The organism is Alloyangia pacifica, assembly GCF_020524285.1.
Lineage (GTDB): Bacteria > Pseudomonadota > Alphaproteobacteria > Rhodobacterales > Rhodobacteraceae > Salipiger > Salipiger pacificus_B.
The window spans coordinates 224,606-245,912 of record NZ_JAIVKX010000007.1; the positions used below are offsets into that span (position 1 = coordinate 224,606).

Annotated in this window: 25 protein-coding genes; 17 read left to right on the forward strand and 8 right to left on the reverse strand. The window is 67.5% G+C overall.

The features are described from left to right. Nucleotides 1–198: 198 nt before the first annotated feature. Nucleotides 199–1,431 (reverse strand): SAM-dependent methyltransferase, encoded by a 1,233-nt coding sequence (locus LC039_RS11170; protein ID WP_226624150.1) that lies wholly within the window; start codon nt 1,429–1,431, stop codon nt 199–201. Between the two features lie 183 nt (nt 1,432–1,614). Here LC039_RS11170 and aspS point away from each other — a divergent pair, with 183 nt between their 5' ends. Both aspS and LC039_RS11180 read left to right on the forward strand, forming a co-directional pair. Beyond that, nucleotides 1,615–3,396 carry an aspartate--tRNA ligase gene (gene aspS, locus LC039_RS11175; protein ID WP_226624153.1) on the forward strand — a complete coding sequence of 594 codons (1,782 nt, stop codon included), beginning with the start codon at nt 1,615–1,617 and terminating at the stop codon, nt 3,394–3,396. A gap of 17 nt (nt 3,397–3,413) precedes the next feature. Beyond that, on the forward strand, nt 3,414–4,145 hold the full coding sequence (locus LC039_RS11180) for a BglII/BstYI family type II restriction endonuclease (protein WP_226624155.1): 732 nt from the start codon (nt 3,414–3,416) through the stop codon (nt 4,143–4,145). A gap of 212 nt (nt 4,146–4,357) precedes the next feature. Here LC039_RS11180 and LC039_RS11185 read toward each other — a convergent pair whose 3' ends face one another. From LC039_RS11185 to LC039_RS11195, 3 genes are all read right to left on the reverse strand, one after another. Further along, nucleotides 4,358–4,990, reverse strand: a complete 633-nt coding sequence (locus LC039_RS11185; RefSeq protein WP_226624157.1) for an MT-A70 family methyltransferase — start codon at nt 4,988–4,990, stop codon at nt 4,358–4,360. 256 nt (nt 4,991–5,246) lie between these two features. Further along, a complete protein-coding gene (locus LC039_RS11190; protein WP_226624159.1) occupies nt 5,247–5,723 on the reverse strand; it encodes a hemerythrin domain-containing protein in 477 nt (158 codons plus the stop codon). An 86-nt stretch (nt 5,724–5,809) separates the two neighbouring features. Then, nucleotides 5,810–6,544 carry a response regulator gene (locus tag LC039_RS11195; RefSeq protein ID WP_226624160.1) on the reverse strand — a complete coding sequence of 245 codons (735 nt, stop codon included), beginning with the start codon at nt 6,542–6,544 and terminating at the stop codon, nt 5,810–5,812. A 281-nt stretch (nt 6,545–6,825) separates the two neighbouring features. Between LC039_RS11195 and mce the strand changes: the two genes are divergently transcribed. Together mce and LC039_RS11205 are read left to right on the forward strand one after the other, a co-directional pair. Continuing rightward, the gene (gene mce, locus LC039_RS11200) at nt 6,826–7,230 is read left to right on the forward strand and encodes a methylmalonyl-CoA epimerase (protein ID WP_226624162.1); all 405 of its coding nucleotides are present in this window, start codon (nt 6,826–6,828) and stop codon (nt 7,228–7,230) included. Between the two features lie 9 nt (nt 7,231–7,239). After that, on the forward strand, nt 7,240–7,533 hold the full coding sequence (locus LC039_RS11205; protein ID WP_226624171.1) for a DUF1467 family protein: 294 nt from the start codon (nt 7,240–7,242) through the stop codon (nt 7,531–7,533). A 19-nt stretch (nt 7,534–7,552) separates the two neighbouring features. On the opposite strand, the gene LC039_RS11210 is transcribed toward LC039_RS11205, so the two are convergent. Together LC039_RS11210 and LC039_RS11215 are read right to left on the reverse strand one after the other, a co-directional pair. Then, complete coding sequence (locus LC039_RS11210) at nt 7,553–8,254, reverse strand: EI24 domain-containing protein (protein WP_226624179.1); 702 nt, start codon at nt 8,252–8,254, stop codon at nt 7,553–7,555. Beyond that, nucleotides 8,251–8,829 carry a nitroreductase family protein gene (locus LC039_RS11215; RefSeq protein WP_226624181.1) on the reverse strand — a complete coding sequence of 193 codons (579 nt, stop codon included), beginning with the start codon at nt 8,827–8,829 and terminating at the stop codon, nt 8,251–8,253. Before LC039_RS11215 ends, LC039_RS11210 begins: the two co-directional genes overlap by 4 nt. Nucleotides 8,830–9,087: 258 nt before the next feature. Here LC039_RS11215 and LC039_RS11220 point away from each other — a divergent pair, with 258 nt between their 5' ends. Beyond that, the gene (locus LC039_RS11220) at nt 9,088–9,345 is read left to right on the forward strand and encodes a DUF167 domain-containing protein (RefSeq protein ID WP_226624183.1); all 258 of its coding nucleotides are present in this window, start codon (nt 9,088–9,090) and stop codon (nt 9,343–9,345) included. Here the strand turns inward: LC039_RS11220 and LC039_RS11225 are convergent, their stop codons facing one another. Next, nucleotides 9,346–9,591: a hypothetical protein gene (locus LC039_RS11225; protein ID WP_226624185.1), complete on the reverse strand. Its 246-nt coding sequence runs from the start codon at nt 9,589–9,591 to the stop codon at nt 9,346–9,348. It abuts the gene before it with no gap. A 178-nt stretch (nt 9,592–9,769) separates the two neighbouring features. Here LC039_RS11225 and LC039_RS11230 point away from each other — a divergent pair, with 178 nt between their 5' ends. The 12 genes from LC039_RS11230 to LC039_RS11285 all read left to right on the forward strand — a co-directional run bounded on the left by LC039_RS11230 (nt 9,770) and on the right by LC039_RS11285 (nt 19,862). Then, nucleotides 9,770–10,495 (forward strand): M48 family metallopeptidase, encoded by a 726-nt coding sequence (locus LC039_RS11230; RefSeq protein ID WP_226624187.1) that lies wholly within the window; start codon nt 9,770–9,772, stop codon nt 10,493–10,495. Nucleotides 10,496–10,585: 90 nt separating this feature from the next. Beyond that, nucleotides 10,586–10,843, forward strand: a complete 258-nt coding sequence (locus LC039_RS11235; protein ID WP_226624189.1) for a DUF6455 family protein — start codon at nt 10,586–10,588, stop codon at nt 10,841–10,843. 4 nt (nt 10,844–10,847) lie between these two features. Further along, a complete protein-coding gene (locus LC039_RS11240; RefSeq protein WP_226624191.1) occupies nt 10,848–11,171 on the forward strand; it encodes a DUF6455 family protein in 324 nt (107 codons plus the stop codon). Between the two features lie 3 nt (nt 11,172–11,174). Then, on the forward strand, nt 11,175–11,429 hold the full coding sequence (locus tag LC039_RS11245; RefSeq protein ID WP_226624193.1) for a DUF6455 family protein: 255 nt from the start codon (nt 11,175–11,177) through the stop codon (nt 11,427–11,429). A gap of 243 nt (nt 11,430–11,672) precedes the next feature. After that, the gene (locus LC039_RS11250) at nt 11,673–12,677 is read left to right on the forward strand and encodes a TRAP transporter substrate-binding protein (protein WP_226624194.1); all 1,005 of its coding nucleotides are present in this window, start codon (nt 11,673–11,675) and stop codon (nt 12,675–12,677) included. Nucleotides 12,678–12,778: 101 nt separating this feature from the next. Beyond that, nucleotides 12,779–13,276 (forward strand): TRAP transporter small permease, encoded by a 498-nt coding sequence (locus LC039_RS11255; RefSeq protein WP_226624195.1) that lies wholly within the window; start codon nt 12,779–12,781, stop codon nt 13,274–13,276. Then, nucleotides 13,276–14,556 (forward strand): TRAP transporter large permease, encoded by a 1,281-nt coding sequence (locus LC039_RS11260; RefSeq protein WP_226624196.1) that lies wholly within the window; start codon nt 13,276–13,278, stop codon nt 14,554–14,556. Before LC039_RS11255 ends, LC039_RS11260 begins: the two co-directional genes overlap by 1 nt. 82 nt (nt 14,557–14,638) lie before the next feature. After that, nucleotides 14,639–16,156, forward strand: coding sequence for a 2,3-bisphosphoglycerate-independent phosphoglycerate mutase (gene gpmI, locus LC039_RS11265; protein WP_226624197.1), 1,518 nt, complete (start codon nt 14,639–14,641; stop codon nt 16,154–16,156). After that, a complete protein-coding gene (locus LC039_RS11270) occupies nt 16,153–17,265 on the forward strand; it encodes a murein hydrolase activator EnvC family protein (RefSeq protein ID WP_226624198.1) in 1,113 nt (370 codons plus the stop codon). Before gpmI ends, LC039_RS11270 begins: the two co-directional genes overlap by 4 nt. 7 nt (nt 17,266–17,272) lie before the next feature. Continuing rightward, nucleotides 17,273–18,637: a S41 family peptidase gene (locus LC039_RS11275; RefSeq protein WP_226624199.1), complete on the forward strand. Its 1,365-nt coding sequence runs from the start codon at nt 17,273–17,275 to the stop codon at nt 18,635–18,637. Between the two features lie 305 nt (nt 18,638–18,942). Continuing rightward, nucleotides 18,943–19,425 (forward strand): RNA pyrophosphohydrolase, encoded by a 483-nt coding sequence (locus tag LC039_RS11280; RefSeq protein ID WP_226624346.1) that lies wholly within the window; start codon nt 18,943–18,945, stop codon nt 19,423–19,425. Continuing rightward, nucleotides 19,422–19,862 (forward strand): hypothetical protein, encoded by a 441-nt coding sequence (locus LC039_RS11285; protein WP_226624200.1) that lies wholly within the window; start codon nt 19,422–19,424, stop codon nt 19,860–19,862. The genes LC039_RS11280 and LC039_RS11285 overlap by 4 nt, the downstream gene beginning before the upstream one ends. Nucleotide 19,863: 1 nt before the next feature. Here the strand turns inward: LC039_RS11285 and LC039_RS11290 are convergent, their stop codons facing one another. Further along, complete coding sequence (locus LC039_RS11290) at nt 19,864–21,144, reverse strand: lytic murein transglycosylase (RefSeq protein WP_226624201.1); 1,281 nt, start codon at nt 21,142–21,144, stop codon at nt 19,864–19,866. Between the last annotated feature and the right edge of the window lie 163 nt (nt 21,145–21,307).

The window sequence follows — 21,307 nt, forward strand, 5'->3', positions numbered from 1 at the left end:
GCTTTGCCCACGCAACCCCAGATCCGCCTTGTTTCCTTCTGCAAAGCAAATGGCGGTGACAGGGGTGCGACGGTTCGGGTGCCGCGAGGTCATGTCGGGGCACGGAATTTGCCGCTCATCCGGGGTCCGGCCCGGGGGGCAAGCCCCACTCGCGAGCCGCGGGCCCGGACGGACAGACCGCCTACGGGTTCCGCCGACCTACTGCGCCGCGTGCAGCATTTCCGCTTCGCTGTGCCCGTAGAGATAGTCGCGGGTCGTCGGTACAGCGTATTGCTTCTTCGACAGCTGCAGGTGGAAGACGCCCTGCCGGGTCTCCTCGAAGGCCGCCTCGCAGAGCACGAGGTAGAGCCGCCACATGCGGATGAAGCGCTCGTCGTAGCCGAGCGCGCGCACCTTGGGCAGCGCGGCCTCGAAGCGCCGTCGCCAGTGGTTGAGCGTCGGCCCGTAATGTCCGCGCAGCACCTCGACGTCGGTGGCCCAGAGCCCCGAGTCCTCCACGGCCGAGGAGACCTCCGAGAGGCTCGGCACATAGCCGCCGGGAAAGATGTACTTGTCGATCCAGGGTGAGGTCGGCGCGGGCGGGGCCGTGTGCCCGATGGTGTGGATCAGCGCGACGCCGTCCGGCGCGAGCACATCCTGCACCTTGCTGAAATATTCCCGCAGGTGCGGGTAGCCGACGTGCTCGAGCATCCCGACCGAAACGATGCGGTCGAACTTGTCCTCGATCTTGCGGTAGTCGAGCAGCCGGAAGTCGGTCTTGTCCGCCAGTCCCGCCTCCTCGGCGCGGCGCTTGGCGGTGGCGAGCTGGTTTTCCGACAAGGTGACGCCGGTGACATGCGCGCCGTAGTCGCGCGCCAGCGTCAGCGCCATTCCGCCCCAGCCGCAGCCGATGTCCAGCACCTTCATGCCGGGCTTCAGCAGCAGCTTGTGCGCGATGTGGTCCTTCTTGGCCTTCTGCGCCGCCTCGAGGCTGATGCCGGGGTCGGTGAAATAGGCGCAGGAGTACTGCATGTCCTGATCGAGGAAGAGCCGGTAGAGATCGTCCGAAATGTCGTAGTGATGCTTCACGTTCGATTGCGAGCGTAGCGGGTTGTTGCGCTGCTCTATGCCGCGCAGCACCACACGCATCCGGTCCATGGCGGTGAACCAGCCCGGCATCTTGCCTGACTGCTGGTTGCGCACCAGAAGCGATACGAACTCGTAGAGTTTGTGCGGCGGACAGTCGATTCTGCCGTCCATGTAGCCCTCGCCGAGGGCCATCACCGGGCTCTTGCAGAGCGCGCCGATTATGCTGTCATCGGTGAGGGTGACCTCGGCTTGCGGTCCGGTCCCCGGGCCGTAGTCGCGGCTTGTTCCGTCGGGCCAAGTGACCCGCAAGCTCCCTTCGACAATGAGTCTTTTCAGAATGCGTTCGAGGACGGATTGCCACATCGCCGGACCCCCAATGGTTCAAGTTGTTCAAAAACGACTAAAAACGTCTTGAAACGCGAAAAGGTTCCCCGACGTTACATCATGAACGAATTATGGCAAATCCCGAGGCCCTCCCTTGACTTCCCGCGGCTCTAGCGGTGTATCGGCGCCTAACTTTCCAGCAGTTTCCGAAGGGCAAGAGCCATGCATGCCTATCGCAGCCATACCTGCGCAGATCTGACCAAGGCCAATGTCGGCGAGACCGTGCGTCTCTCCGGCTGGGTGAACCGTATCCGCGATCACGGCGGCATTCTCTTTATCGACCTGCGCGATACCTACGGGATCACGCAGGTGCTGTGCGACCCCGACAGCGCCGCCTTCGCAGAGGTCGAGAAGGTGCGCTCCGAGTGGTGCATCCGCATCGACGGCGAGGTGAAGGCCCGCGACCCCGAGCTGGTGAACCCCAAGCTCCCGACCGGTGAGGTCGAGGTCTTCGTGCGCGACATCGAGGTGCTGGGCGCGGCGAACGAGCTGCCGCTGATGGTCTTCGGCGAGCAGGAGTACCCGGAAGAGACCCGCCTGCGCTATCGCTACCTCGACCTGCGCCGCGAGAGCATGCAGCGCAACATGACCCTGCGCTCGGACGTGGTCGCCTCGATCCGTCGTCGCATGTGGGACAACAACTTCCGCGAGTTCCAGACGCCGATCATCACCGCGTCCTCGCCGGAAGGCGCGCGCGACTTCCTCGTGCCGTCGCGCCTGCACCCGGGCAAGTTCTACGCGCTGCCGCAGGCGCCGCAGCAGTTCAAGCAGCTGATCATGGTGTCGGGCTACGACAAGTATTTCCAGATCGCGCCCTGCTTCCGCGACGAAGACCCGCGCGCCGACCGCTCGCCGACCGACTTCTACCAGCTCGACATGGAGATGAGCTTCGTCGAGCAGCAGGACGTCTTCGACACCATCTCGCCGGTGATCGCGGGCATCTTCGAGGAGTTCGGCGGTGGCCGGAAGGTCGACGCGCCCGGCGAGTGGCCGCAGATCTCCTACCGCGACGCGGCCAAGTGGTACGGCACCGACAAGCCCGACCTGCGCAACCCGATCAAGATGCAGGACACCTCCGAGCACTTCCGCGGCTCCGGCTTCGCGATCTTCGCCAAGCTGCTCGAGCAGGAGGGCACCGAGGTCCGCGCCATCCCCGCGCCCACCGGCGGCTCGCGCAAGTTCTGTGACCGGATGAACGCCTTTGCCCAGAAAGAGGGTCTGCCCGGCATGGGCTACATCTTCTGGCGCGACCAGGGGCAGGGCATCGAGGCCGCAGGCCCGCTCGCCAAGAACATCGGCCCCGAGCGCACCGAGGCGATCCGCCAGCAGCTCGGCCTCGACGTCGGTGACGCGGCCTTCTTCCTCGGCGGCAAACCCTCGAGCTTCGAGCGCGTGGCGGGCAAGGCGCGCGACGTCATCGGCGCCGAGCTGGGCCTGACCGAGACCGACCGTTTCGCCTTTGCCTGGATCGTCGACTTCCCGATCTACGAGAAGGATGACGAGACCGGCGAGATCGACTTCGAGCACAACCCGTTCTCGATGCCGCAGGGCGGCATGGACGCGCTGAATGGCGATCCGCTCGACGTGCGCGGCTACCAGTACGACCTCGCATGCAACGGCTACGAGCTGGTCTCGGGCGCGATCCGGAACCACAAGCCGGACGTCATGCTCAAGGCCTTCGAAATCGCCGGCTACGGCGAGGAAGAGGTGAAGAGCCGCTTCGGCGCGCTCTACCAGGCCTTCCACTACGGCGCCCCGCCGCACGGTGGCTGCGCCGCGGGCATCGACCGGATCGTGATGCTGCTGGCGGATGAGCAGAACATCCGCGAGGTCATCATGTTCCCGATGAACCAGCGCGCCGAGGACCTGATGATGCAGGCGCCCTCCGAGCCGAGCTCGGACCAGCTGATGGAACTGTCGCTGCGGGTCATCCCGCAGGAGTGACGGCAGGAGGAGACCCGGTGCTCGAGACGCTCAGATCCCGCGGCTTCGATGTCGAAGTGCGCAACCATGCCGCGGCGATTCTGAGCGTCGACTTCCCCGAGGAGACCGCCGAGCTGGTCGAGACGCTCTCGGAGTTCAGCATTGAACTCTCGGAGCTGATCGCCGGCGGCGGCGGCGAGTCGGGGCAGACCCAGCGGCTGCGGCGGGCGCTCAGCGCCCGGGGCTGGGAGAAGCACAACTTCCTTGTTCAGACCATCGTCGACGGGGTTGAGCGCGACTCGATCTCGCATGAGATCGACCACGTCCGCCGCGCCGGGGCGGGGCGGCTGGCGCTCGAGATCGAGTGGAACAACAAGGACCCGTTCTTCGACCGCGACCTCGAGAACTTCCAGCGCCTGCACGCGCAGTCGGCGATTTCCCTGGGGATCGTGGTGACGCGTGGCTCGACATTGCAGGACCGCATGCTGCCGCGCATCCGAAGCTGGCTGGAAGCGAACGGGCTGCAGTCCGAGGAAGACCTGCAGCGGCTCGGCATCGGCGACCGCACCGCCAAGCAGCGCGCCGCGGTCGAGGCGCAGGTGGCCAAGGGCATGTCCTTCCCCGAGGCCTTCGCGCGCAAGTTCGTGGCTGACAAGTTCGGCACCGCCACCACCCATTGGTCGAAGCTGGAAGAGCGCGTGCGCCGCGGCGTCGGCAATCCGTGCCCGCTGGTGCTGATCGGCCTGCCGGACGCGATCCTGCGGGGATGAGGTCTGTGGCCGATGTCAGAATGATGCGCTGACCCGTCCGGACCCGAGCCGAAGGCGCCGGGCGAGCGCCGGCGGTCTGGCGCTTTGTCATAGAGGCGGAACCTACGATCTTCGTCCGGATTTGGCTGGCATAAAGCCCAGATCAAGATCGATGCAGCGCCATCCCGCGGGCCGGTGCTTGCCGGGCTCGCGTGGCGCTGCTTGCGCCGCGGTTACTCCGCCGCGACGCTCGAATTGTAGCTGTAGGTCTTCCAGGTGGGCTTGTAGTCGGCGTCGGCCTGGTTGCCCCAGACTGTCCAGCCCTCGCGCACGCCGCGGCCGAACATCTCGAGGTAGGGGCCCTTCGAGCAGCTCTCGATCAGAGCGTATTGTTCGTCCGGCTTGCGCGAGTGCTCGCGCTTGCGGGTCTGGATCATGTTGACCTGACGCCGGCCCGCGTCTTCGGTCCGGGCGTTCTTGCCGCGGGTGCCGAAGAGCAGCAGCTCGGTCACGTTGCGGAAGTAGAACCCAACGCCGCGCCCGTCCGAGCCGCCATCCTTGCGAATCTTGTGCCAGACGATGTTCGACTTGTACTCGAAGCCCCAGGAGCTGAGCACCTGAAGCCCCTCGGGCAACAGCGCGTTCGGCACCCAGAGATAGCAATGCGCCGTCTCCTGCAGGTGGTCGGCCACCGGCAGGGCGCAGATCTCTTCAAGAGTCATCGTGGGATAGCGCGCCAGGCGCTTGTGTTCGGGGGCGACCTTCCCGGTGCGGTTGGTGAACCGCCACGGCGGATCCGCCATCACGGTGGCGAACCGGTCTTCCCCCAGGAATTCGGACAGATGTTGCGCGGCGCTTTGTGTCATCGTCGAAATATAGCCCCCAGATCGCGCAAATGTCACGCAGCTTTCGCGCCCCGCGCGGGGCATTCGCGGTCTTTATCAGCGCGCGAACAAAAATGGAACGGGTTGCCGTGGGGAAAGGGCCGTTTTGTCCCGGCGCCGCGCGGTTTTCCTTCGCCTCTCGGGCGCTCCTCACGCAGAGGCGCGCGCCGAGCGCGGCGGGGTCGAACTGGCCCGGGGCAGCCCCGGGCCCTCGGGTCGCGGGATCAGCCCTCCGGGATCAATCCTCGAGGTGATCTTCCTTCTTTTTCTCGATCAGCCCCAGCTCCTTTTCCTTGCGGTCGAGGAAGCGCTTGCCGTAGGCGTCGTTGTCCTCTTCGCCGACCACCTTGCGGGCGCGGGTGAAGACCTCCTCTTCCTCCTCCTCCATGTGGTGCTCGTAGTCGTGCTTGAGCGTGCGGAAGCGGGTGAGCCAGCCGGGCGAGGACATGTCCATCTCGTTCAGCTCCTCGAGGATCTCGTCCATCTCGGCGTGCTCGTGGACCGAGTGGCGCGCGGCGTCCTGGCCCCAGGTGTGCTTCATCAGCTCGGCGTAGAACTCTTCCTCCTCGGCGGCGGAGTGGGACTTGATGTCGCGATAGAAGGCATCCCAGGCTTCCCGGCGTTCGGGGCTGTCGCCTTCGGTCTGGTCGATGCGATCGAGCAGGGCGCGATGGGTTTCGTGGTCCTTGGTGATGGCGTCGTAGATCGAGGTCATGGATGCTCTCCGCGTGCAGATGGCGATTGCGCAGGCAACGCGGAGAGGGGCGGCCGGGTTCCGGACCGTGCGTCTTTGCGGCGGGGTCAGATCGCCATGCGGGTCGCAAGCCGCTGGTGCAGCAGGGCCGAGAGCTGCGCGAGCGCCGGTGCGGTCGGCAGCCGGTCGGCCCGCGCCGCGGCGAGCGAGAGCGCGGCACCCTCGAGCGCGCTGTCGCCGGCGCTGCGCGCCAGCCCGCCGACGAACTGGGCGAGATAGTCGGTGAGCCCCGGCTCCCCGTCCTCCTGAAGCAGGGCCGCGGCATGGGCGATGTCGTCCTGGTAGGCCAGCGGATCGGGGTGGATCGGATCGTCCGAGACCAACCGGATGCCGCCGGGTTTGCGGTTGTCGGGCAGGGCGGCGATGATCGCGTTCTGAAACTCGAGCAGGCTGCGCAGCGGCTTTTCCAGGAAGCCGTCGGCCCCGGCCGCGCGGAGCATGTTTTCGGCAAAGGGATCGCCGCTGATCCCGAGGATCACCGGCAGCCGCGGGCTGCGCGCGACCAGCTCGGCGATCAGCCCCGCGCCGGATCCGTCGGGCAGGCCGAGGTCGACGACGGCAACCGTGGGCCGGTAGAGCGACAGGTGGCGCCGCGCCGCCTGCAGGCAGTCCGCGCGCCGGATCCGCGCGCCGCTGCGCAGGGCCATCAGCCGCAGCGCATCGCAGGCGTAGCGACTGTCTTCCACCGCGAGCACAGTCATGCCGAGCAGCGGCCTCGTGGCGGTGGGGCGGGGCGGAAAGGGCGTGTTGCGGTCGCTGTCGATCATGTCGCTGTCGGTCATGCGCGTCGTCCTCTTGGTCGTCCGTGTGGTCTGCCGTGTGGTCGTTCTCGTGCTGTATGTCGTGGTCTGGTCGTCCGTCTGCTCGGGCGATGGTCGTGCGAGCGACGTGCTGCAAGCATGATTTCTGCCAATCATGACTTCTGCCAATCAGAGCGATGCCCCCGGGCAGCTCCATTCTGTGCCCCCCTTGGCTAATGGGCGGTTAATGGACGCACCCGGCTTGCGGGGCAGGGCCTCGGCGCGCGATAACCGGGCGACGCGAGGATTCGAGGGAGAGTGTCATGATCGGTCGTCTCAACCATGTCGCCATTGCCGTGCCCGATCTGGAGGCGGCCTCGGCGATGTACCGCGACACGCTGGGCGCCAAGGTCGGCGCGCCGCAGGACGAGCCGGACCACGGCGTGACGGTGGTTTTCATCGAGCTGCCCAACACCAAGATCGAGCTGCTCTACCCGCTGGGGGACGAGTCTCCGATCAAGGGCTTTCTCGACAAGAACCCCTCGGGCGGCATTCACCACGTCTGCTACGAGGTCGACGACATCCTCGCCGCGCGCGATCACCTGAAGGCGCAGGGTGCGCGGGTTCTGGGCAACGGCGAGCCGAAGATCGGGGCCCATGGCAAGCCGGTGCTCTTCCTGCATCCCAAGGATTTCCAGGGCACGCTGGTCGAGCTGGAACAGGTCTGAGAACGCATCATGGCAATCACCTCCGGCATCGTTCTCTTCGCGGTCATCTGGTTCATGACCTTCCTGTGCGTGATCCCCGTGCGGCTGAAGACGCAGGGGGATCTGGGCGAGGTCGTCCCCGGCACCCATGCGGGCAGCCCCGAGGTGCACAACCTCAAGCGCAAGGCGTGGATCACCACCGCGATCACGGTGGTGCTCTGGGCGATCCTGGCCAGCATCATTCTGAGCGGAAAGATCTCGGTGCGGGACATCGACGGCTGGATGTTCAACCGGATGGGTCCGCCGGTGACGGCTGGCGAGTGACCCCGCCAGCCCCGGGGACTTAGCCTGCGGGGCGTTCGCCCTGCAGCCGGTGGTAGAGATGGGTGAAGGTCGCCGCCCCGAGGATCGGGATCAGCAGGTTCACCAGCGGCACCGACAGCGGCAGCGCCATCAGTACGCCCGCGATCCAGATCGTCACCAGGTGACGGCGGCGCAGCACGGCCGCCTGCTCCCGCCCGACCCGGCGCATCGCCGCGAGGGTGAAATACTCCCGACCCAGCAGGAAGCCGTTCAGCCCCCAGAAGATGAAGGGCGCGAAGGGGGCGAAGAAGATGTAGAGCACCAGCGCCACCAGGTTCGCGCCGATCATCACCCCGAGGAAGCTCAGCGTGTCGCGCAGGGCCTCGCCCCAGCTCACCTCGCTGGCCGGGCCGAGCGCGGGGTAGTGCCGGTCCTCGACCGCCTGCGCCACGTCGTCGAGGAAGAAGGAGGTGATCGCCGAGGCGACGGGCACCATCAGCACCACCGACAGCAGCATCATTAGCGGCACCGCGCCCCAGCTGATCGCCGTATCGACCCAGGTGACCTCGCCGATCCAGGGCAGCGAAACGGTGTCACCGACCAGCCAGCCGACGACGGTGACGAAGACGAAGTAGATCAGCACGAAGAGCCCGACCGTCAGGCCGAGCCCCTTGAGCAGCACCGAGCGGAAGCGCGGGTCGCCGATCTGGCCGATCGCGGCGAGGAAGGACGCCGGGATCATGCGTCCATCCAGGTGGTGATCGCTTCGAGGTCGGGGCGCGGACGCTCGGGCGGGGCCGAGGTCTCGGTGCCGATGTGCACGAAGCCCGCGACGCGCTCGTTCTCTGCCAGTCCCAGCGTCTCGGCGACGAAGGCGCGGTCGTGCGAGGCCCAGCCGGTCAGCCAGTTCGCGCCCCAGCCCGAGGCCAGCGCGGCATTGAGCAGCGCCAGGCACACGGCGCCCGCCGAATAGGTCTGTTCGAGCGGCGGGATCTTCGGGCTGTCCTTCTGCACCTCGATCACCGCGACGCAGAGCGGGCTGTCGGCAAAGGCGGCACGGGCCTTGGCGGCCTGCTCGGGCTCGATCTCGAGCGCGGCGGCGCGGGCGGTGACCGCCTCGGCCACGCGGTCGAGCGCGCCGCGCTCCAGCACGATGAAGCGCCAGGGCTCGAGCTTGCCGTGATCCGGCGTACGCGCTGCGGCGGTGAGCAGCGGCAGCAGCGCCGCGCGGTCCGGCGCCGGTCCGGTCAGGGTCTTGGCCGGGCGCGAGCGCCGGCTGAGCAGGAAGTCCATCGCCTGCGGGTTGGGGGTGGGCATCGCCGTCTCCTCATTCAGTTGCCCCCTATGTCAGGCTTTGGACAGGCGGATTCAACCGGTTGCGATGCGCAGGGCCAGTGAAGCGCGTGCAGGGGAAGCGGGGTACGCGCCAGCCCGCCGGGACGGGCAGGAGCTCGCCGGGCGGCTTCGGCTTGCTTCCGGGCGGAGGCGCCCTCGTGGTGGTACGAGCGCCGTGTGGCTCAGGGGTTGTGCTCTTTGTCCCGTTGAATGCTAGACGTGTCCGAAAGGAGCCCCGCCATGGCCAAGACAGACCTCTCCCATCTCGCCGCACCAGGCTCGGTCTTGGAGCTGCGCGTCACGCCCAAGGCCTCGCGCAACGAGATCCGCGAGGAGGAGGGGCAACTCCGCGTCTACGTCACCACCGTGCCGGAGAACGGCAAGGCGAACGCGGCGGTGGTCAAGCTGCTGTCCAAGGCGCTGGGGGTGCCGAAGTCACGGCTCACGCTGGTCCGCGGCGCGATATCGCGGGACAAGGCCTTCCGGGTCGAGGAGTGATCATTCCTCGCTGTCGCTTCCCTGCCGTGTGTAGACGCCCTCGGGCAGGCTGATCGCGGCGGCAAGATCGCGCATCTGGGTCATCGAGAGCGTGATCTTGTTCACCCTGTCGGTGCGCGGGTCGTACTGTTCGACCGTGACGCATTCCTCGAAGGTCGAGACAATCACGTCTTCCTGCAGATGCGGCTCGCCCTCGTCGACGAGGGTGACCACGGTGGCGTCGAATTCGTGCTCGATACTGAACATGAACGCAGCCTAGACCTGCCGCCCGGCGGCGCACAATCCACAAAATGTACCAGCCTCCGGCAAAACCTGCGGCGGCACGTGGAAAGCACAATGACGCCACCGGTTGCGCGCCGCACTGGCGCCGGGCCGCGCCGCCGCCTATCCTTCCGCTATTACCCGAACCGGAGCGACCCGACGCATGCGCCGACTTCTGCCTCTCTTTCTCGTCCTCGCCTCGGGCCTCGTCTCGGCCTGTACCGTGGCGCCGATCTCCTCGGTGCCCTCGGGCGGCAGCGATCCCTTCTCCGGCACCGATTCCCGCGCCGCGCGGCAATTCTCCGAAGTGGTGCACCGGGTCGAGCCGGTGGCCGAAAACCAGTGCCGCAACTTCAGCCGCGGCGGATCGAACTGCGATTTCCTGATCGTCGTCGATGACCGTCCGGACGAGACGCCCAACGCCTTCCAGACCCGTGACAGCCAGGGGCGGCCGGTTCTGGCCTTCAACCTCGCGCTGATCCGCGAGGCGCAGAACGCCGACGAGCTGGCCTTTGTCATGGGACACGAGGCCTCGCACCACATTCTCGGCCACCTCGACCGGGTGCAGGAGGATGCCGCCATCGGCGCGATCATCTTCTCCGGCATCGCGGCGATGACCGGGGCCGACGAGGCCTCGGTGCGCTCGGCCGAGGAATTCGGCGCCTCGGTGGGGGCGCGCACCTTCACCAAGAACTACGAGCTCGAAGCGGACGAGCTGGGCACGGTGATCACCCTGCGCTCCGGCTTCGATCCGATTCGCGGCGCGCGGTTCTTCGAGCGGCTGCCCGATCCGGGCAATCGCTTCCTCGGCACCCACCCGCCGAATGCCGCGCGAATCGAGACCGTGCGCCGCACCACCGAGGCCTATCGGACCGGCGGCGGGGTGTGACGTTGATGTGCATCAAGGGCAGCGCTGTCCGGCAGTGCTAGGCTCTTTCCCGAGCAAGGCCGAAAAGGCCGCCAACAAGGGAGAAGAGCCATGCCCGGAGCGAAGGATTTCAAACGCCACGCCGGTCTCGTCGACCACATGGCCGGGGCGCTCGGTGTCGACCTCGAAGAGCAGATGATGCGCGGTCGCCTGAGTTTCTCGGCGCTTGAGGACGCGGTGCTGGCCTGCACCGGCTGCCACAAGCCCGGCGACTGCGAGCATTGGCTCGCCACGCGGGACGGCACCGTCTCTGCCACCCCGACCTATTGCAGGAACGCAGACCTCTTCCGCCAGCTGTCCGGAGGGTGACGCGATGATCTCGGCCAATATGCTGCGCGGCCCGAGGCCTTTCCCGCTTGGCGACGAGCGCACCCATTACTGGCGCGTGCAGCGCATGGCCCGCGCCACCGGCGTCGATCTCGCCGAGGCGCAGCGCCGCGGGGTGCTGCCGCAGCGCGACTGGGCCGGAATGGTCGGTCGCTGCCGCGGCTGTCTCTGGGCCGAGGGCTGCGACCGCTGGCTGGGTCACCGGGCCGGGATCGCGGAGGAGACGGACGCGCCGCGCGCCTGCCCCGAGGACTGTGTGAACCGCCGCGTCTTCGCGGCATTGCAGGAAGAACTTGAGCACGAGGTGTGAATCATGCTCGGCGATCAGGCACGGCACTTCTGGATGGCGCGCAGCGTCGCGCGGGTGATGGGGCTCAACCTTGCCGACCAGATGGACAAGGGACGCCTTCGCCCCGAGGAATACCAGGTGATGGTGGCCGCCTGCCGCGGCTGCGCGCTGGTGGAGCAATGCGAGAAATGGCTGGCGACCCAGTGCGATCTGGCCAAGGCCCCGCCGCCCGGCTGCCGCATCTCAGCGCCGCTGACACGGCTCAGGCGCGCGAGCTGAGGCGCGATCCGAGATAGGTGCACTTTTTTGAGAGGGGAGTGCATCTCACTGCGACCCGTTTCCATCTGGGCGGGTCGCTTTTTTCTGACCGATTCCTGCGGCAGGGCGCTTCGGACGGCACGCCCTGCCTGCTCAATAAACAGGCCGAGGTGTCGCGGCTGCCTTTCGTATAGGCGGTTCGCTTTGACTTGCACCCCGTGCCGCCGATAGCTAGTGGCGTCGAAAATTCTGGAGAACCCCCGCATGGTCATGACCCGCTTTGCCAGCGCCGCGCTCGCGCTTGCGCTTTCCCTCGCTTCCGGAGCCGCCTCGGCGCAGGAGTTCGTGGCCAAGATCGGCCACCTCGAAAGCACCGCGCAGAGCCGCCACGTGCACCTCGAGAAGGTCGCGGAGCTGGTCAAGGAGCGCACCGAGGGCGCGGTCGAGCTGCAGATCTTCCCGCAGGGCCAACTCGGCAACCAGCGCCAGATGAACGAGGGCGTGCAGCTCGGCACCATCGAGGGCACCGTCGCCCCCGCCGCCTTCCTCGGCGGCTTCAACCCGGCGGTCTCGATCCTCGACATCCCCTACCTGCTGCCCGAGGACGCCGCCGAGGCGCAGGCGCTGCGCGACGGCCCCTTCGGCCAGGCGCTGCTCGACACCTTTGCCGACAAGGGCATGGTGGCGCTGATGCTCTGGCCGAACGGCAAGAAGCAGTTCACCTCGAACAAGCCGCTGGGCAACCTTGCCGACTTCGCCGACCAGAAGTTCCGCGTGATGGACAGCTCGATCCTCATCGAGCAGTTCAACGCGCTTGGCGCCTCGGCCATCGCGCTGCCCTTCGGCGAGCTCTACACCTCGCTGCAAACCGGCGTCGTGGACGGCGAGGAGAACCCGCTCGACACCATCAAGAACATGAAGTTCTACGAGGTGCAGGAGAACGTGGTGATCTCGGATCACGGCGCGATGGAAGACGTGGTGCTGTTCAACCCGATGTTCTGGGAGAGCCTGCCGGCCGAGTACCAGGACGTGATCACCGGCGCCTTCGCCGAGGTCATCCCCGAGCTGACCGCGCACAAGGCCGCTGCCGTCGAAGAGGCGCTGCAGGTGATCAAGGACTCCGGCACCAACGTCCGCGTCGCCTCGCCCGAAGAGCGCGCCGAGCTGCGCGAGCTGACCTGGGGCCCGGCCTCCGAGGCCTATCTCGCCAAGGCGGGTGAGGCCGGCAAGGCGCTGCTGGCGGCCTATGAAGAGGCCACCGCCGAGTAAGCCCCGTGCCTCGCACGTAGATTTTTCAAGACCTTGAAGGCGTCCGGTTCTCCGGGCGCCTCTTTGCAAGCCGCCGCCTGACAGAGACCCGGAGACCGCACATGACATTCCTCAACCTGCTGCGAAGGGTCGAGCGCACGATCCTCGTGGTGCTGTTCCTGACCATGGTGGCGCTGTTCTTCGGCTCGGTTGTGGTGCGCGAATTCGGCGGCACCATGGCCAGCCGCTTTGCTTGGATCGAAGAGGCGGTGCGGCTGATGAACCTCTTTCTGGTCTTCCTCGCGCTCGGCCTCGCGCTGGAACGGGGCAAGCACGTCGGCATCACCAACCTGCGCGACAAGCTGCCCGAGGGCGCACGGCGCTGGCTGCTGCGCCTGATCGACACGGTGGGGCTGCTGTTCTCGCTCTACGTGGCGTGGCTGGGCGTGCAGATGGTGCAATTCGTGCTCAAATCCGGCCAGACCTCGCCGACGCTGGGGATCCCCATGGGGCTGATCTACCTCGCGCCGGTCCTCGGTTTTCTGCTGCTGGCGCTGCGCTACGGGCTCAGCCTCTTCGGTGTCATCGACCGCTTCGCGGCACAGGCGGAGGCCGAGTGATGTTGATCCTGATCGTTCTGCTCGCCGTCGCCCTGCTGCTTGCAGGCTTCGAGATGCTGTTGGTGCTGGGCGTTCCGGCGCTGGCCTACAAAGAGATGTTCTACGCCCGGCTGCCCGACCCGGCGATCGTGCAGAAGATCGTCGGCGGCATCGACCACACGACGCTGCTGGCCATTCCCTTCTTCATCTTTGCCGCCAACCTCATGGGCGCCGGGCAGATCGCCGCGCAGCTGGTGAACGTGGTGAAGGCGCTTGTCGGCCACACCCGCGGCGGCATCGGACATGTGGTGGTCGGCGGCTCGATGGCCTTTGGCGCGGTCTCGGGCTCGGCTCCGGCGACGGTCGCGGCCATGGGCCGGATGGTCTACCCCGAGATGAAACGGGCGGGCTACTCCGACAAGTTCAGCCTCGGCCTGCTGGTTGCCAGCGCCGAGACCTCGCTGCTGATCCCGCCGTCGATCACCCTCATCGTCTACGGCTGGATGACCGGCACCTCCATTTCCCAGCTCTTCGCGGGCGGCCTGGCGGTGGGCATCGTGCTCGGCCTTGCCTTCGCGCTCTTCGTCTGGCTCGAGGCCGGCAAGGGCGGCGTCACCCGCGAGCCGCGCGTGCCGTGGTCCGAGCGGCTCTGCGCGATCTGGCGGGCGAAATGGGCGCTGGGGATGCCCGTCATCATCCTTGGCGGCATCTATTCCGGGTTCATCACCCCGACCGAGGCGGCTGCGGTCAGCGTGGTCTACGCGATCGTCGTCGAGGCGGTCATCCTGCGCAGCCTGACGTGGAGCGACCTCTTCAGGATCACCGAGCGCAGCGCCATCAACACCGCGATCATCTTCGTGCTGCTGGCGATGGGCGGGCTGATCTCCTTCTTCGTGACGCTGGCGCAGGTGCCCAACTCGATCATTGGCCTGCTCGAGAGTGTGGATGCGGGCTGGATCACCTTCCTGATGGTGGCCAACCTGTGTTTCTTCATCGCGGGGATGTTCATCGACCCGAACTCGGCGCTGCTGGTGCTGGTGCCGCCGCTCTTCCCGGTGGCGCAGTCGCTGGGGATCGACCCGGTGCATTTCGGCATGATCGTCACGCTGAACATCTCGCTGGGGATGATCACGCCGCCCTTTGGGCTGGATATCTTCGTGGCCTCCTCGACGCTGGGCAAGCCGGTGTCGCAGATCATCGCCGGGGTCTGGCCCTTCGTCGTGGTCAACATCCTGGTGCTGCTGCTGATCACCTACCTGCCGCAGATCTCGCTCTTCGTGCCGAAACTGATCTTCGGCTGAGCCCGGCGCGCGGCGGCTCTCCACATCGCCGCGCCGCCCTGCTACACCTGCCGCAACCTCGCGAGAAAAAGGGCGTTTGAGCATGACCACTCCGAAACCCGTTGTCCTGACCATCCTCGACGGCTGGGGCCTGCGCGACGAGACGGCGTACAACGCCCCGGCGCTGGCCAAGACCCCGACCATGGACAAGCTCTACGCCACCTGCCCGCATGCGACGCTTGTGACCTTCGGCCCCGATGTTGGCCTGCCGACCGGGCAGATGGGCAACTCGGAAGTCGGTCACACGAACATCGGCGCGGGCCGGGTGGTGGCGATGGATCTCGGCCAGATCGATCTGTCCATCGAGGACGGGTCGTTCTTCGAGAACAAGGCCATTCTCGACTTCGCCTCCAAGGTGAAGGACGCGGGCGGCCGCGCGCATCTGATGGGCGTGGTCTCGGACGGCGGCGTGCACGGCCATATCGCGCACATCAAGGCGGCGGTGAAGCTGCTGGTCGATCAGGGACTCGAGGTCGTGCTCCACGCGATCACCGACGGCCGCGACGTGGCGCCGAAGTCGGGTGAGGCCTTCGTGAAGGACCTTTCCGAAAGCCTGCCCAAGGGTGCCAGCATCGGCACGGTGATCGGCCGCTACTACGCCATGGACCGCGACAACCGCTGGGAGCGGGTGCAGACCGCCTATGATGCGATGATCAAGGGTGAGGGCGAAAGCGCGCCCGACGCCGTGACCGGGGTCAGCCAGAGCTACGCCAAGGACAAGACCGACGAGTTCATCCCCGCCACCGTCATCGACGGCTACGAAGGTATCAAGGCGGGCGACGGCTTTTTCTGCCTCAACTTCCGCGCCGACCGGGCGCGCGAAATCCTTGCCGCCATCGGCGCGCCCGACTTCGACGGCTTCGAGCGCGAAAAGCCCGAGCTCTCGGCGCTGCTCGGCATGGTCGAGTACAGCGACAAGCACAACGCCTACATGACCACGGCCTACCCAAAGCGGGTGATCGTCAACACGCTGGGCGAATGGGTGGCCAAGCACGGGCTGACGCAGTTCCGTCTCGCCGAGACCGAGAAATACCCGCATGTCACCTTCTTCCTCAACGGCGGCAAGGAGACCCCCGAGGAGGGCGAGGACCGCTTCATGCCCAAGTCGCCCAAGGTGGCGACCTATGATCTGCAGCCCGAGATGTCCGAGCCCGAGGTGGCCGAGCGCTTCGTGGGTGCGATCGAGAAGGGCTACGACCTGATCGTCACCAACTTCGCCAACCCCGACATGGTCGGCCATACCGGCGATCTCGATGCGGCTATCAAGGCCTGCGAGGCAGTGGACGAGGGGCTGGGCAAGGTGGTGGCGGCGCTCGAGAAGGTGGGCGGTGCGATGATGGTCATCGCCGACCACGGCAACTGCGAGACCATGTGGGACGATGCCACGGACGGCCCGCACACCGCGCATACGACCAACCCGGTGCCGGTGATCCTCTTCGGCGGGCCCGAGGGCGCGACGGTGCATGACGGCATCCTCGCCGATGTCGCCCCGACGCTGCTGCAGCTGATGAACCTGCCGCAGCCCGAGGAGATGACCGGGAAGAGCCTGATCGACGGATGAAAGCCGCCGCGCTTCTCTTGTGCCTGATGGCGGGTCCGGCGCTGGCGCAGGCCCCGGGCGAGGCCGCGCGGGCCGCGGCGCGGGCGCTGGAAGAGGCGTCGGTGCAGCTCGATCAGGCGGACAGCGCGCGCGACCGCGTCAAGGCGCTGACCCGCACCGTCGAGGCCTATGAGGACGGGCTTGCCGCGCTTCGGGACGGGCTGCGTGATGCCGCCGTGCGCGAGACCGAGCTCAGCCGCCGTCTGGCCGCGCAGGAAGGCGAGGTGGCGCAGCTTCTGGGGGTGCTGTCGAGTCTCGGCAGCAGCGCCGCGCCCGAGGCGCTGCTGCATCCGGCGGGGCCGGTGGGCTCGGCGCGGGCGGGGATGCTGCTGGCGGCGGTCACGCCGGGACTGGCGCAGGAAGCGCGCGATCTGCGCGCCGACCTCGACGAGGTGGCGCAGCTGCGCGCCCTGCAGGAAAGCGCCGCGCAGACCCTGCGCGAGGGGCTGGCGGGCGTTCAGGCGGCGCGCACCGACCTGAGCCAGGCGGTGGCCGACCGCACCGACCTGCCGATGCGCTTCACCGCGGATCCGGTGCGCACCGCGATCCTCATTTCGGCGACGGAGACGCTGGAGGGCTTCGCCTCGGGCCTCTCCAACATCGCGCAGGGCGAGACGCCCAGCACCCTGCCGCCGGTCGACGCGCGGCGCGGTGCGCTGCCGATGCCGGTGCGCGGGCAGGTGCTGCGCGCCGCCGGCGAGGCCGATGCCGCCGGGGTCTCGCGCCCCGGCATTGTCGTCGCCACGCTGCCGCAGGCCATCGTCACCACGCCCACCGCCGCCACCGTGCGCTACGCCGGGCCGCTGCTCGATTACGGTCTCGTGACCATCCTCGAGCCGCAGCCGGATCTGCTGATCGTGCTGGCAGGGCTCGACGAGAGCTATGCGGAAACGGGAGAAATCCTCTCCGAGGGGGCGCCCGTGGGATTGATGGGAGATGCGGCAGGGGACGGGGCGTCACCGTCACGTGAAGGTTCCGGCGCTGGACGCACGGAGACCCTGTATATAGAGGTAAGAGAGGGCGACGCGCCCGTGGACCCGCTAGAATGGTTCGCCAGCGACAAGGGATGATCTGAGGATGAACAAGTTTCTGATGGCCGCACTGGGCGGCACCGTGGCAGGCGTCGTGGCAACGACGCAGTTCGTCGGCCCGCTGCTGGCCCAGGAAGCCGAGAAGAACACCAGCGTTTACGAGCAGCTCGACCTCTTCGGCGACATCTTCGAGCGCATCCGTGCGCAGTATGTGTCGGAAGTGGATGACAAGAAGCTGATCGAGGCCGCGATCAACGGCATGCTCACCTCGCTCGACCCGCATTCGAGCTACCTGGCGCCCGATGATGCCGCCGACATGCGCGTTCAGACCCGCGGCGAGTTCGGCGGGCTCGGCATCGAGGTCACCCAGGAAGACGGCTTCGTGAAGGTTGTCTCGCCGATGGACGGCACCCCCGCCGCCGAGGCCGGTGTCGAGGCGGGCGATTTCATCACCCATGTCGACGGCGAGTCGGTGCTCGGCCTGAACCTCGACGAGGCGGTGGACAAGATGCGCGGGCCGGTCGGCTCGGAGATCGTCATCACCGTCGTCCGCGAGGGCGAGGAAGAGCCCTTCGACATCTCGATCATTCGCGACACCATCACGCTCACCGCCGTGCGCACCCGTCTCGAGGGCGACACCGTGGTGCTGCGCGTGACCACCTTCAACGACCAGACCTTCCCCAATCTCGAAGAGGGGCTGGCCGAGCAGGTCGAGGCCGCGGGCGGCATGGACAAGGTCAACGGCATCGTGCTCGACCTGCGCAACAACCCGGGCGGCCTGCTGACCCAGGCGATCAAGGTGGCGGACGCCTTCCTCGACAAGGGCGAGATCGTCTCGACCCGCGGCCGCAACGCCGCCGACGGCGAGCGCTACAATGCCTCCGAAGGGGACCTGTCGGACGGCAAGCCGATCGTCGTGCTGATCAACGGCGGCTCGGCCTCGGCGTCGGAAATCGTTGCCGGCGCGCTGAAGGATCACCGCCGCGCCGTGGTCGTCGGGACCAAGAGCTTCGGCAAGGGATCGGTGCAGACCGTCATGCCGCTGCGCGGCGACGGCGCGATGCGCCTGACCACCGCGCGCTACTACACGCCCTCGGGGCGGTCGATCCAGGCGCTCGGCGTCTCGCCCGACATCGTGGTCGAGCAGCGTCCGCCCGAGCCGGAGGACGAAGAGAACGCGGTGCCCGGCTTCAGCCGCTCCGAGGCCGATCTGCGCGGCGCGCTGGACAATGACAGCCTGACCGAGGACGAGATCCGCCAGATCGAGGAAGACCGCGCCAAGGCCGAGGAAGCCGCCAAGCTGCGCCAGGACGACTACCAGCTGGCCTATGCGATCGACATCCTCAAGGGCCTCAGCGTGCTCGGCGACGAGCAGGCGCTGATGCAGCAGGCGCAGGCTGCCGACAAGTAAGGCTTCGGGCCGACAAGACACGGAAGGCGCGTCCCGCGGGGCGCGCCTTTTGGTTTCCGGGCTCGGCGCGTCGATACGCCCGGAATCAAGGCGAAGCCGCCGGGCGGGCGCTGGCCGGTCCCGGCGGGCTGGCGCCTTGTCATCTCGCACGGCGTTCGAAAGGTTTGCGGATTTGGCCGGGATACAAAGAGGATCACAGTCGTTGCGGCGCCACCCCACGGGCCGGTGCACGCCCGGCTCCCCTTCCAAAACCGCCTTTCCGGCGCTAGCGTGCCGCCACAACCAAGGAGCCTTTGATGAAGACCATGACCCCCGAAGAGATCGCCGCGCTGCCCTACCGCCGCAACGTCGGCGTGATGCTCGTCAACGCCGCGGGGCACGTCTTTGTCGGCCAGCGGCTCGACAGCGAGGTGCCCGCCTGGCAGATGCCGCAGGGCGGGATCGACAAGGGCGAAGAGCCGCAGGAGGCCGCGCTGCGTGAACTCGAGGAAGAGATCGGCGTCAGCCCCTCGCTGGTCACCGTCGAGGCCGAAACCGAGGGCTGGCTGTCCTACGATCTGCCGCATGACATCGTGCCGCGCATCTGGAAGGGCCGCTACAAGGGGCAGGAGCAGAAGTGGTTCCTGCTGCGCTTCAACGGCGAGGATTCGCAGGTGAACATCCAGACCGAGCACCCCGAGTTCTCCGAATGGTGCTGGTTGCCGGCGGACGAGGTGCTGGGCCAGATCGTGCCCTTCAAGCGCCCGGTCTACGAGCAGGTCATCGCCGCCTTCCGGGAGAAGCTGTGATCCGTACCGCGTTTCTGTTCCTTGTTCTGTTGCTTGGTGTCGCCAGTCCGGCCTTTGCGCTGAAGTGCCTGCCGCCGGACGTGGCGCGCGACGTGCGCGCCGCGAAGGCCGAGCAGACCGAATGGATCGCGGTGAACGGCATGCTCGAAACCGGCCCGGTGCCGCGCAGCTCCGGCGAAGTGCCGGCGCGGTTCTGGGGCTGGGCGCTGGGGCAGGGCGGCTTCAGCCGCCCCTTCGATCAGCGCATCACGCTGCGCGTCTCCTGCTACGGCCCGTGGTGCGGCGAGGCCCGGACCGGCCCGATGGCGGCGCTGCTGAAGCGCGAGGAGGGCCGGCTGGTGCTGATCGCCGACCCCTGCGGCGCCAACCGCTGGCCCGGCCCCAGCGCCCGCCAGGTGAAGGCGCTGGAAAGAAGCTGCGGCGCGGGCTGCCGCTGAGCTACCGCAGCCGGTGCAGCACTTCGAGCGAGGCGTAGCCGTCCGGCACCGCGCCCACCGCGCGCTGGTAATCGCGCAGCGCCTTGATGGTCATCGGCCCGATGCGCCCGTCGACGCCCGAGGGATCGAAGCCCGCCTGTTTCAGCCGCACCTGCAGCTCCTTGCGCTCGTCGCTGGTCAGCGCGCGCTCGTCGTCGGGCCAGCTCGAGCGGATAGGGGCGCCGCCCATGATCCGGTCCGCAAGATGCCCGACCCCGATCACATAGGCGTCGGCGGCATTGTAGCGCGAGATCACCTTGAAGTTCTTGAAGGTCAGGAAGGCCGCGCCTTTGTGCCCGGCCGGCAGCAGCAGGCTCGCCGAGCCGAAATCCTGCACCGGGCGGCCGTCCATGCCGACCACGCCGAGCTTCGCCCAGTCCGAGGGCATGCGGGTCGTGCTGCCCGCCAGCTCGTAATCGAATCCGCGCGGCAACTGCACCTCGACGCCCCAGGGCTGGCCATGGATCCAGCCGCTCTCGGCGAGGTAATGCGCCGTCGAGGCCAGCGCGTCGGCGGGGTTGTCCGACCAGATGTCGCGCTTGCCGTCGCCGGTCCAATCCACCGCCAGCGCCCGGTAGGAGGAGGGGATGAACTGCGTATGGCCCATCGCCCCGGCCCAGCTTCCGGTCATCTGCGCGGCGGTGGTGTCGCCGTTCTGGATGATGTGCAGCGCGTCGATCAGTTGGCCTTCGAAGAACTTTCCGCGCCGCGAGCCATAGGCCAGCGTCGCCAACGCCGGGATCACCGGATGCATGCCGCGATGCGTGCCATAGGCGCTCTCCATGCCCCAGATCGCCAGCACCACCTGCCGGTCGACGCCGTAGCGCGCCTCGATCTGCCGCAGCAGCTGGTCATTGGCGGCCAGCGCCGCGCGGCCGTTCTCGATGCGCGTGTCCGAGACCGCCGAGCCGAGGTAGGCCCAGAGCGTCTTGGTGAACTCGGCTTGGTTGTTGATCCTTTGCAGCGCCTCGGTGTCCAGCGGCACGTGGCGCAGCGCCGCGTCGAGCGTGCGCTCGCTGATCCCCTCGGCGCGGGCGCGGCCACGGAAGTCGGTGAGCCAGCGGGCGAATTCCTGCTGCACCTCGGTGGCCGGCACCACCTGCGCGGGCTCGGCCGCGACAAAGCCCATCGGGCGCAGCGTCGGGCGCTGCGAGATCACCGGCGCGGTAAAGTCGTCTATGCGTTCTGCCGGCGCCTGCGTGGCCATCAGGCACAGCGCGAGGCCGGAAAGGCTCCGTTTCATCTGGGGTCACCTACTGCTCGTGTTCTTATTGACCGAAAGGCTACCGCGCGCCGGGTGATTTGCGAAGGAGGGACGGCGATCACATTTCACGCCATCGGCAAGAGATCGCGGACGGGCGCGGCGCAGGGGGCGCGGGGGCGCGCCTTGCGTCCCCACAAGGGCC

Bases quoted from the DNA above. Each gene is read 5' to 3' on its own strand.
- LC039_RS11195 (WP_226624160.1), bottom strand. From the start codon at position 6,544: ATGACCGACAGCGACATGATCGACAGCGACCGCAACACGCCCTTTCCG.
- aspS (WP_226624153.1), top strand. From the start codon at position 1,615: ATGCATGCCTATCGCAGCCATACCTGCGCAGATCTGACCAAGGCCAAT.
- LC039_RS11205 (WP_226624171.1), top strand. From the start codon at position 7,240: ATGGCAATCACCTCCGGCATCGTTCTCTTCGCGGTCATCTGGTTCATG.
- LC039_RS11260 (WP_226624196.1), top strand. From the start codon at position 13,276: ATGTTGATCCTGATCGTTCTGCTCGCCGTCGCCCTGCTGCTTGCAGGC.
- LC039_RS11245 (WP_226624193.1), top strand. From the start codon at position 11,175: ATGCTCGGCGATCAGGCACGGCACTTCTGGATGGCGCGCAGCGTCGCG.
- LC039_RS11280 (WP_226624346.1), top strand. From the start codon at position 18,943: ATGACCCCCGAAGAGATCGCCGCGCTGCCCTACCGCCGCAACGTCGGC.
- LC039_RS11220 (WP_226624183.1), top strand. From the start codon at position 9,088: ATGGCCAAGACAGACCTCTCCCATCTCGCCGCACCAGGCTCGGTCTTG.
- LC039_RS11225 (WP_226624185.1), bottom strand. From the start codon at position 9,591: ATGTTCAGTATCGAGCACGAATTCGACGCCACCGTGGTCACCCTCGTC.
- LC039_RS11230 (WP_226624187.1), top strand. From the start codon at position 9,770: ATGCGCCGACTTCTGCCTCTCTTTCTCGTCCTCGCCTCGGGCCTCGTC.
- LC039_RS11240 (WP_226624191.1), top strand. From the start codon at position 10,848: ATGATCTCGGCCAATATGCTGCGCGGCCCGAGGCCTTTCCCGCTTGGC.
- LC039_RS11290 (WP_226624201.1), bottom strand. From the start codon at position 21,144: ATGAAACGGAGCCTTTCCGGCCTCGCGCTGTGCCTGATGGCCACGCAG.
- LC039_RS11255 (WP_226624195.1), top strand. From the start codon at position 12,779: ATGACATTCCTCAACCTGCTGCGAAGGGTCGAGCGCACGATCCTCGTG.
- LC039_RS11250 (WP_226624194.1), top strand. From the start codon at position 11,673: ATGGTCATGACCCGCTTTGCCAGCGCCGCGCTCGCGCTTGCGCTTTCC.
- LC039_RS11190 (WP_226624159.1), bottom strand. From the start codon at position 5,723: ATGACCTCGATCTACGACGCCATCACCAAGGACCACGAAACCCATCGC.
- gpmI (WP_226624197.1), top strand. From the start codon at position 14,639: ATGACCACTCCGAAACCCGTTGTCCTGACCATCCTCGACGGCTGGGGC.
- LC039_RS11210 (WP_226624179.1), bottom strand. From the start codon at position 8,254: ATGATCCCGGCGTCCTTCCTCGCCGCGATCGGCCAGATCGGCGACCCG.
- LC039_RS11215 (WP_226624181.1), bottom strand. From the start codon at position 8,829: ATGCCCACCCCCAACCCGCAGGCGATGGACTTCCTGCTCAGCCGGCGC.
- LC039_RS11270 (WP_226624198.1), top strand. From the start codon at position 16,153: ATGAAAGCCGCCGCGCTTCTCTTGTGCCTGATGGCGGGTCCGGCGCTG.
- mce (WP_226624162.1), top strand. From the start codon at position 6,826: ATGATCGGTCGTCTCAACCATGTCGCCATTGCCGTGCCCGATCTGGAG.
- LC039_RS11275 (WP_226624199.1), top strand. From the start codon at position 17,273: ATGAACAAGTTTCTGATGGCCGCACTGGGCGGCACCGTGGCAGGCGTC.
- LC039_RS11185 (WP_226624157.1), bottom strand. From the start codon at position 4,990: ATGACACAAAGCGCCGCGCAACATCTGTCCGAATTCCTGGGGGAAGAC.
- LC039_RS11170 (WP_226624150.1), bottom strand. From the start codon at position 1,431: ATGTGGCAATCCGTCCTCGAACGCATTCTGAAAAGACTCATTGTCGAA.
- LC039_RS11235 (WP_226624189.1), top strand. From the start codon at position 10,586: ATGCCCGGAGCGAAGGATTTCAAACGCCACGCCGGTCTCGTCGACCAC.